Origin of the sequence: Arthrobacter sp. cf158 (assembly GCF_900106835.1) — a bacterium.
Lineage (GTDB): Bacteria > Actinomycetota > Actinomycetes > Actinomycetales > Micrococcaceae > Arthrobacter.
This window is the reverse complement of sequence record NZ_FNNR01000010.1, coordinates 77,298-90,049: the sequence shown is the minus strand read 5'-3', so window position 1 is coordinate 90,049 and position 12,752 is coordinate 77,298. Positions and strand designations below refer to the sequence as shown.

At 64.0% G+C, this 12,752-nt stretch carries 13 protein-coding genes; 5 read left to right on the top strand and 8 right to left on the bottom strand.

Features of this window, described 5'->3' with window-relative positions:
• Window positions 1–77: 77 nt before the first annotated feature.
• Together BLW08_RS18935 and BLW08_RS18930 are read right to left on the bottom strand one after the other, a co-directional pair.
• The gene (locus BLW08_RS18935; protein ID WP_217639255.1) at window positions 78–1,301 is read right to left on the bottom strand and encodes a M20 family metallopeptidase; all 1,224 of its coding nucleotides are present in this window, start codon (window positions 1,299–1,301) and stop codon (window positions 78–80) included.
• Complete coding sequence (locus tag BLW08_RS18930) at window positions 1,298–2,716, bottom strand: MFS transporter (protein WP_091327136.1); 1,419 nt, start codon at window positions 2,714–2,716, stop codon at window positions 1,298–1,300. Before BLW08_RS18930 ends, BLW08_RS18935 begins: the two co-directional genes overlap by 4 nt.
• Before the next feature lie 126 nt (window positions 2,717–2,842).
• Between BLW08_RS18930 and BLW08_RS18925 the strand changes: the two genes are divergently transcribed.
• Together BLW08_RS18925 and BLW08_RS18920 are read left to right on the top strand one after the other, a co-directional pair.
• Window positions 2,843–3,871, top strand: a complete 1,029-nt coding sequence (locus BLW08_RS18925) for an Lrp/AsnC family transcriptional regulator (protein WP_175538766.1) — start codon at window positions 2,843–2,845, stop codon at window positions 3,869–3,871.
• An 88-nt stretch (window positions 3,872–3,959) separates the two neighbouring features.
• Window positions 3,960–4,379, top strand: coding sequence for a VOC family protein (locus BLW08_RS18920; protein ID WP_090823894.1), 420 nt, complete (start codon window positions 3,960–3,962; stop codon window positions 4,377–4,379).
• Between the two features lie 9 nt (window positions 4,380–4,388).
• Here BLW08_RS18920 and BLW08_RS18915 read toward each other — a convergent pair whose 3' ends face one another.
• The 5 genes from BLW08_RS18915 to BLW08_RS18895 all read right to left on the bottom strand — a co-directional run bounded on the left by BLW08_RS18915 (window position 4,389) and on the right by BLW08_RS18895 (window position 9,716).
• Window positions 4,389–4,781, bottom strand: coding sequence for a DUF1304 domain-containing protein (locus BLW08_RS18915; RefSeq protein WP_090823895.1), 393 nt, complete (start codon window positions 4,779–4,781; stop codon window positions 4,389–4,391).
• A 44-nt stretch (window positions 4,782–4,825) separates the two neighbouring features.
• Window positions 4,826–5,707, bottom strand: a complete 882-nt coding sequence (locus BLW08_RS18910) for a class II fructose-bisphosphate aldolase (RefSeq protein ID WP_091327129.1) — start codon at window positions 5,705–5,707, stop codon at window positions 4,826–4,828.
• A complete protein-coding gene (locus tag BLW08_RS18905; protein ID WP_090823899.1) occupies window positions 5,707–7,173 on the bottom strand; it encodes a GntP family transporter in 1,467 nt (488 codons plus the stop codon). The genes BLW08_RS18910 and BLW08_RS18905 overlap by 1 nt, the downstream gene beginning before the upstream one ends.
• Before the next feature lie 103 nt (window positions 7,174–7,276).
• Entirely contained in the window at window positions 7,277–8,179 is a 903-nt protein-coding gene (locus BLW08_RS18900) for an NAD(P)-dependent oxidoreductase (RefSeq protein ID WP_091327126.1), read from the bottom strand.
• A 25-nt stretch (window positions 8,180–8,204) separates the two neighbouring features.
• The gene (locus tag BLW08_RS18895; protein WP_091327124.1) at window positions 8,205–9,716 is read right to left on the bottom strand and encodes a four-carbon acid sugar kinase family protein; all 1,512 of its coding nucleotides are present in this window, start codon (window positions 9,714–9,716) and stop codon (window positions 8,205–8,207) included.
• A 129-nt stretch (window positions 9,717–9,845) separates the two neighbouring features.
• On the opposite strand from BLW08_RS18895, the gene BLW08_RS18890 reads away from it, so the two are divergent.
• Window positions 9,846–10,649 (top strand): alpha/beta fold hydrolase, encoded by an 804-nt coding sequence (locus tag BLW08_RS18890; RefSeq protein WP_091327121.1) that lies wholly within the window; start codon window positions 9,846–9,848, stop codon window positions 10,647–10,649.
• Between the two features lie 77 nt (window positions 10,650–10,726).
• Complete coding sequence (locus tag BLW08_RS18885) at window positions 10,727–11,428, top strand: FadR/GntR family transcriptional regulator (protein WP_090823906.1); 702 nt, start codon at window positions 10,727–10,729, stop codon at window positions 11,426–11,428.
• A gap of 12 nt (window positions 11,429–11,440) precedes the next feature.
• Here BLW08_RS18885 and BLW08_RS18880 read toward each other — a convergent pair whose 3' ends face one another.
• On the bottom strand, window positions 11,441–12,409 hold the full coding sequence (locus BLW08_RS18880; protein WP_091327118.1) for an AraC-like ligand-binding domain-containing protein: 969 nt from the start codon (window positions 12,407–12,409) through the stop codon (window positions 11,441–11,443).
• A 174-nt stretch (window positions 12,410–12,583) separates the two neighbouring features.
• On the opposite strand from BLW08_RS18880, the gene BLW08_RS23955 reads away from it, so the two are divergent.
• On the top strand, window positions 12,584–12,733 hold the full coding sequence (locus BLW08_RS23955) for a hypothetical protein (RefSeq protein ID WP_175538765.1): 150 nt from the start codon (window positions 12,584–12,586) through the stop codon (window positions 12,731–12,733).
• The last annotated feature ends 19 nt before the right edge of the window (window positions 12,734–12,752 follow it).

The window sequence follows — 12,752 nt, the reverse complement described above, 5'->3', positions numbered from 1 at the left end:
CTCTCCCAACGAGGCACGCTTCTGCGTGCTGACTCCATTGTCCGCCCGTGCGGACAATGGAGCCAGCAGGCTGGCCCCTACCGCGCCTTGTGCAGCAGGCGTTCGCGTTGCTCCGGGTCCAGGGCCGCCGCACAGGCCGCCGCTGCCATGCCAAACGATCCGTCCAGAACTGCTTGGTCAGCTCCGGCCGAGGCACCGAATGCAGCGAACTCGGCAGTGTGGTGGGCGGCGCCCCGGACGTCGTAACCCACCATCGGGTGGATGGACGGCACCAATTGCGAGACGTTTCCCATGTCCGTGGAGGCCACAGGATCGGCGTTGAAAACAACGTCCCTTCCCCTGGCTTTCATCGCTTCCTGGTAAGCCGTGGACAGATACCGGTCCTGGCGCAGTTCCGCATAGTCATTGCCCTTGGGAGTCACCTGCAGCGTGCAGCCGCTCGCGTGGGCGCCAGCCTCCAGGCAGCGCCGGACTTTGTCCTGGATGACGCGCAGTTGATCAATCCCGGGCGCCCGCATTTCAACGCTCGCCCGGGTGCGCTCGGGGATAACGTTGACGGCGCTGCCGCCCTCGGTGACGATCAGCGACACGATGGAGCCCACCGGCAGTTGCTGGCGCGCCAAAGCGATGGCTAACTGTGCCACCACCAATGCGTCCAGCGCGTTGACTCCCTCAGATGGCGCCGCTGCTGCGTGAGCCGGACGGCCCTCGAACAGCACGTCCCACATGGACATGGCCAGGGACGAGCCTCCCACCACATCTGAAGCGCCGGCGTGGACCATCATGGCCAGCGAGACGTCGTCAAAGAAGCCTGCCTCCATCAAATCCACCTTTCCTCCAGTGGTCTCCTCCGCCGGCGTGCCAAGAACTTTGACCGTGATGTCCAGCTGCTCCGCCACCGCGGCCAACGCCAGGGCTGCCCCCACGGCGCTGGCCGCGTTGACGTTGTGCCCACACGCATGGCCGATTGCGGGCAGGGCGTCGTACTCCACGCACAGTGCCACCACGAGTTCGCCGGATCCGCAGCGGGCACTGAAAGCCGTGGGCTCCTCAGGCTGCGCTTCATCGAACGTGAAACCCGCCTTGCGCAGAACCCTCTTAACCCGTTTGACCGCGCGGAACTCCTGCCCACCAAGCTCCGGGTCGGCATGGATGGCGTGGCTCAGGTCCAGAATGTCCGGTTTCCAGCGCTGCACCTCATTGTCCAGGGTGGCGTGAAAGTCTGCTGGAGAGGACATGTCTGCTGGAGAGGACAGCACGACGGCGGACCCTTGGGTCACGCTGTTCAGCCCGGCGATCATGCGGTCACCCCGGCGGCCTGTCGCTTGGGGTACTGGGCGCTGGCCGCGGCGGCGATCAGCGCCGCCACAGCCAGGGCTCCCCAGATGGTGAACAACCCGGTTTCGGTGATGCGTCCGGACTCCACTGATGCTGACGACAACAGCTTGACCACTGCCGCGCCTACTGCGATGCCCACGGAGAGAGCCAATTCATTGAGGCCTGCGGCCGTTGAGGTTTCTTCCAAGGGGACACCTTCAACGGACAGGGAACGGGTGCCCGCTTGATACATTCCCAAGCTCAGGTTGAACATGGCGAAGCCGATGCAGTATCCGGCAAAGGAGCCGTGCGCGAGCATCATCACCAAGAATCCGCCTGCCAGCAGAACGCCGGCGAACACCAGTGTGGCCCGTTCACCGAACCGTCGCATCGCCCGCGCTGTCAGCAGGGAAGATGCCAAGGACAGGACGGATGCCAGGGCAAGGACAATCGCGATCATCAGCGGGCTGAGGCTGAACCCATAACCCGTCTTCTCCGGGTTGGAGTGCAGGAAGATGCCGTTGGTACCGAAGTAGCTGATGGAGGCAAAGCCAAAGAAGAAGGTTGCTACGGAGATGGCTCGGATCCGCGGAGTGGCCAGCATGCGCAGGTCCATGAACCGCTGCCCGGCGGTACCGCTGTAATCACGCCTTGCCCAGAACGCCAGCAGGGCGAGCCCCAACAGGCCGGCCGTGAGGGTACGTGCATCCAGCCAGCCCCATTCCGGCGCCATGGACAACGCCACAACAAAACCAATGAGACCCAGCGAGCATGCCAACAGCGGTGCCAGGGCAATGCCCTCACGGGTCGGGACCCCGGCGTCGGGCAGCAGGAAGGAGCATACGAAAGCGATCACCGCGAACGGGACCGCCACCCAGAATCCCAGCGTCGGATCGGTGACGCCCACAATTCCGGCAAGCAGGCCGCCGCCGCCCACCATGATCATCAGCATGCCGATCATGACGCTGACGCCGGTACGGGTGTGTGCCGGGCTGGTGACACGGAGGATTCCCATCATCAGCGGGATGAACCCCACCACGCAGGTCAGCATGACGACGCCCAGCGTCACTGTCCACAGCGACGGCCACAGCGCCATTTGCAATACGCCGACCGTCACTACGCCCGTGGACCAGCGGAGCACGAGCCGGTAGCCGTAGCTGTCCCCGAGCCTCGAAATGATGGGCGTCAGGACGGCGAAGCTGACGTTGGAGATGAGGAAAATGCCGTTGATGGTGGGGTCGTCAATCTCGAAGACCGGTCCCAGCGCGGGCAGGATGGGGTTCAGGTACCCCTGGGTCACGCCACTGAGTGATTCGATGAGCGCCATTGCCAGAATCATTCCTGCGATGGTCCTGCGCGTGATGGCCGCGGCCGCAGGTGGTGCTGTCTTGCTTGCCATGAGCTTCCTTGGGTGTTGATCCGGTTGAGATGGCCGTAGGTGCCGTTGGTGATGCGAGTCACAACGATATGGCCGTCGATTACACTGGCTTCCAGATTGTTTGAATCTCACACAAGGCAGCTCACATTGAACGAATCAGCCATAATCTCAGAGCTCGACCTCGAAATCGTCAATGCCCTCCAGATCAACCCGCGGGCGGAATGGAGCCGGATCGCGGACGCCCTGGGCTTGTCAGCTCCCACTGTCGCGAGGCGCTGGAACGTGTTGGCGCAGCAAGGATCGGCGTGGATTACACCGTCTCCGGGACAGCGCTACCTCAGTGCGGGCTGGTCGGCGTTCATCCAACTGTCGTCATTGCCCGGCGAGAGCGAAGCCCTGATCCACAGGCTGTGCGCGGAGCCCGCGTTCGGTACCGTCTCCATGGTCACCGGCTCCCACGATGTGTTCATGGATTGCTTCGCATCCAGCCACGAGGAACTCATGGACATCGTCACCGGAGCCTTTCCTGCGCTGCCGGGAGTCACCCACCGCGAAGTCGTCTTCGTCACCAAGCTGTACCGGCAGGCCTCGGAGTGGCGCAGCGGAACACTCGAACCCGCACGCGCGCGTTTGGTCACCTCCGAAGCCAAGCCCGCACCGGCAGGCTACTCGCCGGATAGCTTGGATGCCGCGTTGCTTGAGGTACTCGCCAACGACGGCCGCGCAAGTTGGGCCGAGCTGGGTGCCGCCTGCAGCGTTTCACCTCAGACCGCCCGACGCCGGGTGGAACGGTTCCTGGCATCCGGATACATCACGCTGAGGTGCGACGCGTCCACGGCAGCCAATCGGGGCCTCCGCGAGGTGACTCTCATGCTCAATGTCCCGGCCCAGTTCGTGGACGACGTCGGCCGCTATTTCGCCGCGCAAACGAATTGCCGGCTCAGCGCCCAGGTTCTTGGTGCGCAAAACCTGGTGGTCACACTGTGGGTCCGCGACTACTTGGAGGCACAGGCTTTTGAACGCGAACTCGCGGAACGGGCACCCGGCAGCATTGTGATCTCCCGGCAAGCGGTGGTCCGGACGTACAAGCGCCTGGGCCATATTCTCGACGAGTCGGGACGCAGCCTGAGAGTGGTGCCGCTGCCGCTGTGGAGGGAGGGGCCTGGACGGGACTGACCAGGTCTGGACTGAACAGGTCTGGACTGAACAGGTCTGGACTGAACAGGTCTGGACGGGGCGCCGAAACCCCGGCAGGATCAGACGCATGACTACGTCCATTTTCGTCAATCTGCCCGTGAGCGATCTTGAAGCATCCAAGGCTTTCTACACGGCCCTTGGCTACTCCATCAACCCGAACTTCACTGATGAGACAGCGGCCTGCGTCGTCTTCAGCGACACCATCTACGCAATGCTCCTGACGCATGCCAAGTTCAGCGAGTTCACCAAGCAGCCCATTGCGGACACCAAAAACTCGACGGCGGCAATTGTCGCCCTGTCTGCCGACAGCCGTGAAGCTGTGGATGCGCTGGCCACCAAGGCCCTGGAAGCCGGCGGGTCCGAAACCTACGACGCCCAGGATCTCGGGTTCATGTACAGCCGGGCCTTCCGCGATCTGGACGGCCACCACTGGGAAGTGCTCTGGATGGATGAAGCCGCAGCCCAGGCCGGCCCGCCGGAGCACTAGTTCCGCGGGCTAGCCCAGCGTTACCGCCAACACTCCGAGCACGACGGCGAGCAGCGGTGTGGTGCCTTGGAGCGTTGCTGCGCGGAGGTACTTCTTGCCACTCGCAGCGAGGACCAGGGCAGCCAGGAGCATTGAGCCGCAGCTGCTGAAGACGAGGGTCCAGCCCACTTGTGGAGCGCCGGCCCAGACGGCGATGATGCCAACCAACGCGCCGATGGCCAGGAACAGGTTGTAGAAGCCCTGGTTGTAGGCGAGCGACTTGGTGGTTTCGGCATCAGCCTGGGTGGTGAGGCTGAACCGCTTCCACGTAGCCGGCTTTGTCCAGGTAATGGACTCCATGGTGAAGATGTAGACGTGGAGAAGGGCGGCAATCGTCGCAAAAATCAGGGAGGCCAGGATCATGTTTTGATCCTAGCCTCCCTGTCATGACGGGATTGTGTGCCGCGCTACGAGCCTGCGCTGAGCAGCTGCAGCGTGCTGCCGGCGAATGTTCCGGCCGAGCCGTTCCAACGGGCCAACAGGCCTTGAAGATTCTCGCCGTCGGCCCGGTGCGAAGCAGTTTCAGCCTCAAGCGTCGCGAGGATTCCCGTGCGCAGTTCGGTGTTGACGTTCACCTTGCCCACGTGCAGGGAGGGAGCTTTTGCGAGTTCCGCGGCGGGGATGCCCGATGCTCCGTGCAGCACCAACGGGACATCGGTCTCAGCCGCCACCTCCTGCAGTACGTCCCAGCGGATATTTGGCTCGCCCTTGTACTTGCCGTGCACGTTTCCCACGGCAATGGCCAGCAGTTGCGCACCCGTTCGCTCCACGAAGTCAGCCACCTGTGCAGGGTTGGTGAGTCCCGCAACTGAAGTGCCGGCGTCGTGCGCTGCATCACCGGCACCGAACGCCTTGTCCTCATCACCCGCAAGGCCGCCCAGTTCCGCTTCGATCACGACGTCGGAGGCGCCTTGCGCGTCCAGCGCGGCACGGACTTCGCGGACCAGGGCGATGTTGTCCTCGTAGGGCAGGGACGAACCGTCGGCCAGGACGGCGTCCGCACCCGCGGCCACTGAGTCGAGGATGACTTTGAGGTCCGAGGCGTGGTCAAGTTGGACCGAAACCGGGACGCTGGCGTCGTCGGCGAGGCCACGCAGGGCTGAGATGAGGCGCAGTCCGTTGGGCGTGGACGCAGTTTTCGGAGCCACCAGCAGGATCACGCCCAGCCGGGCTTCCTCCGCCGCCGACACTACAGCCAATGCGGTGGTGAAGTCGTAGCAGGTGAAGGCCGGAACGGCGGAGCCGGATGCCAGCGCTGAGCCGACCAGCTGGTCGAGTTTGGCGCGCATCAGTGGGCCAGGCCTCCTACCAGGATCCAGGCAACGTATGTCAGGGCAAAGCCAGCAAGGCCCAGGATGGTGGTGAGGACGGTCCAAGTCTTGAGGCCGTCGGAAACCGTGAGGCCGTAGTAGCGGATCACGGTCCAGAAGCCCGCGTCAGTGACGTGGGACAGGCCCAGCGAACCGAAACCGATGGCGATCACGATCACTGCGATCTGGGCTGGCGAGTAGCCGCCCTCCATCACAGCTGAGGTGAGCAGGCCGGTGGTGGTCACGATTGCCACCGTGGCCGAACCCTGCGCGGCGCGCAGTGCCAGGGAGATGATGAAGCCGAGAACGATCACCGGCAGGCCGAGGCTGTCCAAGGTGTGGGACAGTGCGGCCCCGATCCCCGAGGTGCGGAGGACTTCACCGAAGACGCCGCCTGCGGCGACCACCATGAGGATGGATGCGATGGGAGGCAGTGCGCCTTCGAAGATTTCGCCGGTTTCCTTGAGGGACCAGTTGCGGCGTACGGCCAGCAGGAAGAAGGAGAGGGCCACAGCGACCAGGAGTGCGAAGAACGGGTTGCCGATGAACGCGGCCACGCCGTACCAGTAGTTGTCCTTGGCGATGGTCAGCGTACCCACCGTGCCGAGGAGGATCTGGACGATCGGGGCGGCGATCAGGAACATGATCAGGCCGGGGCGGGGAGGAGCAATTGCGCGGGCGCCCGGACCATCGTGGCCCACGTGGACCAGGGAATCGGAACCGAACTCTTCCACCTGCTGCTTCACGCCGGGGAGAAGCTCGTAGTCCTTGCGGTTCATGATGCTGGCAACCCAGTAGGAAAGGAATCCGAGGGGGATGCAGATGATCAGCGAGATCATGGTGATGAGTCCGATGTCCGCGCCAAAGACGCCGGCGCCGGCCACGATGCCCGGGTGCGGCGGGACTGCAACGTGGATGGACAGCATGATGCCGGCCATGGGCAGGCCGAACTTGATGGGGTGAACGTTCGCGATCTTGGCGAAGGCGTAGACGATGGGGACCAGGACGATCACGCCAACCTCGAAGAACACGGGGATGGCCACCAGGAAGCCCACGGCCGTCAGAGCGACAGCAACGCGCTTTGCTCCGAGCTTCTCCGTGAAGTGGGTGGCCAGCGACTGTACGCCGCCGGAAACCTCGATCATGCGGCCAAGGATGGCTCCGAGGGCGATCAGCAATGCCACCTTACCCATGGTGCTGCCGACGCCCGTGGTCACCACGGTGAAGATGTCCTTGAGCGGAATCTGGGCTGCGACGCCCACCAGGATGCTGACGGCCAGCAGGGCTACGAAAGCCTGGATTTTGAAGCGGATGATCAGCACCAGCAACAGGGCGATGCCGGCCGCAGCGATGGTCAGCAGAAGGGGTGTTCCCAGCTCCACTGCAGGCTTGATGGCGGGGGCGTCGGCCGCCTGAACCATCAACGAGTTAACGAGGGGATTCATTGGGGGTGTCTCCTTTGACATACCAGTCTAGGGAAGACCGGCGGAGGTGGCGACGACGGCGAAGGGGGGACCGCCGTCGTCGCGGGTTCTTTGTTGGGAGTGGTTAGGCGGTGCGCTTGGAGGGCGCAACAACCTTGATGACGGCGGAATCGTCGGCGGCGGCGAGGCCCTGGGCCTGGCCGAGAAGGTAAAGCTGTTCAGCAGCGGCAGCAACGGGTGCGGCGAGGCCGGCGGCCCGGGTTGCCTTGCCCACGATGCCCATGTCCTTGACAAAGATGTCCAGGCGGCTGAGGACCTCGGCACCTTCCTCGGTGTAGGCCTCGAGGATGCGCGGGCCGCGGTTGGAAAGCATGAAGGAACCGGCGGCGCCTGCTTCCAGCGCGGCGAGGGTCTTGGCCTGGTCGAGGCCGAGGGCGTCGGCGAGGGCCATGGCTTCTGCGGCGGCGGCAATGTGGACGCCGCACAGGAGCTGGTTGACGGTCTTCAGTGCCTGGCCATCGCCGGGCTTGTCGCCCACGATGCTCAGGGTGGACGCCAGCAGTTCAAGGGCGGGGCGAGCCTTTTCGAGTGCCTCGGGCTCGGCGCCGACAACGATCAGCAGGTCACCTTCGCCGGCGCGCTTGGGGCCGCCGGACAGCGGAGCGTCAACCAGCGAAACGCCGTATTCGGCCAGCTTGGCGACCGTGGCCGGGATGGCTTCCGTGCCCACGGTGCTGCCGAGGATCACCACGGCGCCCGGCTTCAGCACCGAGGCCACGCCGTTCTCGCCGAAGAGGACATCGTTGAGCTGTTCGCCATTGCGGACGGCCAGGAGCAACGCGTCGGCATCCTGCGAAGCTTCGCGGGCTGAGGCGAACGTCTTGATGCCGGCCGCGGCAGCGAGCTCCAGGCGGGGTTCGGCGATGTCGAAGCCGTGGACGGTCAGTTCCGAGGCCAAGCGGGTGGCCATGGGCAGGCCCATGGCGCCGAGGCCCAGGACGGTGATGGTGTAGTTGCTGCTGGTCATGGTGTTCTCCATTGAATTTTGGCTGTCAGAAAGTGGCGCTGAGCTTGCGGGTGACGTGGGTCAGTGATTGGTCGTCGCCCACGTTGCCGGCGAAGACGATGTACGGAATGCCCTTCGCGGGACCGTCCACCGGCTCCCACAGCGAGACGATGCCCGGGAGCATGGGGCCGCGGACAATCGCGTGGCGGATTTCCAGGCCGTGCGCTGCCACGTCGGAGGACGTGATGCCGCCCTTGGCGATGACGAAACGCGGGGGGAAGGTCTTCAGCGTGCGGTTCACAACAGCCACGACGGCGGCCGAGACGGTGCGGGCGATCTTCAGGCTCGCTGCGGCGTCGTCGGTTTTGATGAGGAGGCGGCTGGTGTGGACGATGACGTCCCCTTGGTGGAGGGCATCAACGACGTCGGACACTACAGTTCCGATGTACGCCTCGGCTTCCGCTTCGCCCTCGGTTTTGGTTCCGGCAATGAGCTTCTCCACATCGATCTCAATGGTCCGGGCCGAGCTATGCGCGGAAGTGAGGTCATTGAGCTGCCGGGTGGTGACGCCAACGTGCGAGCCGACCACGATCAAGCCCCCGGCTGTGGAGGGAGTGTTGCCTGCGAAAGCTTCTTCGGAAGTCAGGGCCGTACGGATTTCCTGACCGATGCGTCCGCGGACGAACGGCGGACCCACGCGGTAAAGCAGCTTCTTGCCGCGGCGTTCTGCCTCCTCCAGGCCCAGGGCCAAGGCACGGAAGTCGTTCTCGGTGACGATGTCGGCCACGATCGGCGTGGAGTTGGTGGCGGGCTCCAGTGCGTCGGCGATTGCCTTGGCGGAAATGGTGGGGTCCTGGGCCGAGGCACCGGCGCGGATGATGTTCAGGTCCAGGACGATCACGTCACTCGCGGGGAATCGGCCCTGCGACTTCTCCTCCACGTACTTGGCCATCTCCGAGTTGGCGAAGCCGAAGCTCGCGTCCTTGGCGAATTCTGTCTCTGCGACGGGAGTAAGGGAGCCGAGGTTTTCTGCTGCGCCACGCATGTAGTGCACGCCGCCGATGGTGACGCGTCCGGCGTCGGGGAATGCGGGAACGATCACCACACCGTCGGTGGCTTCGCCGGTTTCGGCGGCCACGGTGGCGGCGATGACGTCCGGCTCCAGCGGGTAGTGGCCGCGGAGGGTGGAGTCGCTGCGGCTCACGAAGCCCAGCGCCAAACCTGCCGGCGCTGCTGCGGCCAGCGCATTGCGGACGATTTCCTCGTTGCGCGCTGCGGCTTCGGCCGGGTCCAGGCTTCGGGTGTTCGTGAGGACGTAGACAGCAGGCTTGGTCTGGTTCTCACGGATGTGGGTGAAAGCCCAGGTGAAGTCCGCGACGTCCCAGCGTGTGAGGACTGCAAGATCGGCAACTGACTGCGTGCCTGTGGGGTCGTCGTCGAGGACCACAAGTACGCGGGGGGACGTTGCCGAGGACGCCGCAACGGCGTCGGCAACCAACTGAGCAGGAATCTGGACTTCCGCCGGGAAAGCGGCCAGAACGTCGGCTTCAAGGGTCACTGTGCACTCCATCGTGGGAAATCTCTGTTGCGGTTTAGTGAATGTAAGATGTCAGACATCTAACATTTGAATCAGTGTGACACACGGCTCCTCACCACGCAAGGTGCCCACCGTCACTAGGCTGGGTGCATGGCTGACGGTGTTGCTCCGCTCCCGTTCGTGGACGTTCGCACACCTGGCGTTTCCGCAGGTGAGCCCGTTCCCGCAGTGCTGATCCATGGCTGGGCGTCCGGGTCCGTGTACTGGGACCCCTTGGCACAGGAACTGCTCGACGCCGGTCGTGAACTGTGGATTGTGGACCTGCCCGGCTACCACCCGGGAGAGGAACTGCCGCCGGTATTCGACTGGACACTGGACTCGGCTGCGGCTTCAGTAGCGGCATTTCTGGAGGACCGCGCAAACGGCCCGGTGCACCTGGTGGGTCACTCTATGGGTGGCAGCGTCTCCCTGACCCTCGCCGCGCACAGGCCGGAGTTGGTGGCAACAGTGACCCTGGTGGGCATGGTTCCCGCACCGCAAAACGAGGGCTTCAAGAGCCTTCTGGTGTCCCAACTGGAGCAAGGGTTCTTCGACCCAGCCACCAAGGCGAAGCTCATGAATGCCTGGTACGGAGACCTTTCCGGGCAGGACATGGAGTTGCTCAGCAAGGGATTCGAGGTGCCCTTCCCGGTGCTGTCCGCCAGCGCAATGGCGGCCATGACCGGCGTCGAACCTTCAGTGCCCCGGCGCGTCCACGCGCCGCTGATGGTCCTCGCAGGAACCGGGGACCGTGTGCGATCCATGGACCAGATGCATCAGTTCGTGGCCGAAGGTCCGGACCGGCACCTGGCAGCCATTCCTGGCGCCGGTCATAACGTCCACTGGGAGCAGCCGCAGGAATGTGCCGGGGCGTTGCGTGAGTTTTGGAGAACGAGCTGGCCACTGCCAGCGTAAGATGTCTGACAACCAACCGGTCCCGGGGGAAAATCCACGGAGCGCAGGGCGGTCTGAAGTACAGGAAATGGGGATACATGGCACGCAAGTCGCTGGTGGGCGTCGTAGCTGATGAGTTGCTGGACCGCATCGTGGCAGGCGAGTTTCCGCCGGGAACGGTAGTCCCGGGCGAGCTTGAGCTCAGCGCCAAGCACGAGGTGAGCCGCATGACCGTGCGTGAGGCCATGAAAACTCTTGAAGCGCAGCGGATCCTCAGCGTTGAGCGCGGCCGCGGAACGTTCGTTAATCCCCTGAACCAGTGGGCGTCACTTGAAGCTGTACTGCGCGCCGCCTCGGAAGGAACCAAGGACGCGGCCGCTGCGATTCAGCTGATCGAACTCCGCAGGATGCTGGAGACCGGCGCCTGCGAGCTGGCCGCCGAACGCATCTCCGACGCTGAGCTTGCCGCGCTCAAAGAGCACGTGGAGAAGATGCAAGCAGCGCACGAAGTCAACAACCTGGCCGGCTTTGTGGAAGCCGACCTCGCCTTCCACGACGTGATCCTGCATGCCTCCGGCAACGTGTTTGTGGCCGTCCTCTTCGAACCGCTTCATCGAGTCCTCGAGGCCCGCCGCACGGAGACCTCGGCTTTCCCTGAGATCCAGGAACATGCCATTGGCCACCACCGGAAGATTGCCGCCGCACTGGAATCCCGCAATCCCAACGAGGCGCGGCTCGCTATGGACGCACACATGCAGCAAACGCTGGATGACCTGAAGACGTACGTGCTGGAGGCGTAGGCGCCAGCCATGTCAGCGGCGGAGGCTCTCCGAGGGCAGTTCGCCGAAGGTCTTCAGATACAGCGCAGAGAAGCGCCCCTGATGCGTGAAACCGCACAGTTCCGCCACCGCGGTGACGGTCTGTTCGCGTGGGCCCGCTTCGAGCAGCATCTCGCGGGCACGGTCCAGCCGGATACTTCGAAGCAACTCCGACGGCGTCGCGCCGGCTTCCGCACGGAGGGCCGTTTGCAGGGTCCGGACTGAAACACCCAGGCACTCGGCGATGTCCGGGACGGTCAACTCCTCAAAAGCGTGCTTTTCCAACAGTTCGCGGCACTCGCGCACCAGACGGCTTTCGGAATCGGCATCCCGAGGCTCCTCCGCGGAAGGCTGCATGGCCATCAGCAGCCGCGAGACCATGCTGTCCGCCAGCAAGCCCTGAACAAATGCGGGAGCCATGGATTGTGGCCGGCTGATCATGTCGTCATGAAGTTCGACGACGGACCTCAAGAACGCGCGGCCGGCGGCACCTGAAAGGTCCATGCCATAGCCCAGATCCACGGTGCCATCGCCGTAAAGCTGCCCCGCCACGCGCTCCACCGTTGAACGGCGCACATAGACAATCAAGTGCGGGCTGCCGCCGTCCCAGCTCATGGAGAATGGGCGGTCGATGGGTGGGACTGTCGCCATCCGCGGGCTTGATTCCACCGTGCTCCCGCCAACCTGCATGGTCGCATGCCCTGCAAGCGGGATCTGCACCAGATGGAAGTCCTGGAGGCCCTCGGGTTCGATCCGAACATCCGCACCGTAGTCCAGGAACTCGATCCCCACGTCGCCCCGATGAAGCGAGCGCAGTTTCATGTCTACTGCTGACGTGCGTGTCCGCGGCGCGAGCTCGTGGCTGCAGAACAGCTCGGAGATCCTGGCGTGGGCCTCGTCCACGTCAGTTGTTGCCGTTGTTGGCCGTCCCCGCAGAACGTCACGAGGAAGAATCCTCACCATCCGCCACCTACTTCACGGGTAATTGCGTCACACGGTTTTTGGAGCTTTTCGCCTTTCGGATGATCCCCGCGCCAAGTGGATATTCCGGAGTGCAGCGTCTGTCTAGAGTCGCTTTTAGGACAAGTATGACGCAGCTCACAAACCATACCAACAGCCGAAGCGAGGTGAGGACCAGTGAAGAACATCAAGGTGGTACATGACCGCAGGGACGAATGGGACAGGAGCCACTTCGAACTCTGGGCGGCGGAGCTTCAGGCCAGGGAAACCCACCTCACTTCCGCGGCGTGGGTTGGTTGGCACGAGGAAGAGGAAGACCCTGCGTAATTCGGATAATTCCCGCGCC

Bases quoted from the DNA above. Each gene is read 5' to 3' on its own strand.
- BLW08_RS18935 (WP_217639255.1), bottom strand. From the start codon at position 1,301: ATGATCGCCGGGCTGAACAGCGTGACCCAAGGGTCCGCCGTCGTGCTG.
- BLW08_RS18930 (WP_091327136.1), bottom strand. From the start codon at position 2,716: ATGGCAAGCAAGACAGCACCACCTGCGGCCGCGGCCATCACGCGCAGG.
- BLW08_RS18920 (WP_090823894.1), top strand. From the start codon at position 3,960: ATGACTACGTCCATTTTCGTCAATCTGCCCGTGAGCGATCTTGAAGCA.
- BLW08_RS18915 (WP_090823895.1), bottom strand. From the start codon at position 4,781: ATGATCCTGGCCTCCCTGATTTTTGCGACGATTGCCGCCCTTCTCCAC.
- BLW08_RS18910 (WP_091327129.1), bottom strand. From the start codon at position 5,707: ATGCGCGCCAAACTCGACCAGCTGGTCGGCTCAGCGCTGGCATCCGGC.
- BLW08_RS18905 (WP_090823899.1), bottom strand. From the start codon at position 7,173: ATGAATCCCCTCGTTAACTCGTTGATGGTTCAGGCGGCCGACGCCCCC.
- BLW08_RS18900 (WP_091327126.1), bottom strand. From the start codon at position 8,179: ATGACCAGCAGCAACTACACCATCACCGTCCTGGGCCTCGGCGCCATG.
- BLW08_RS18890 (WP_091327121.1), top strand. From the start codon at position 9,846: ATGGCTGACGGTGTTGCTCCGCTCCCGTTCGTGGACGTTCGCACACCT.
- BLW08_RS18885 (WP_090823906.1), top strand. From the start codon at position 10,727: ATGGCACGCAAGTCGCTGGTGGGCGTCGTAGCTGATGAGTTGCTGGAC.
- BLW08_RS18880 (WP_091327118.1), bottom strand. From the start codon at position 12,409: ATGGTGAGGATTCTTCCTCGTGACGTTCTGCGGGGACGGCCAACAACG.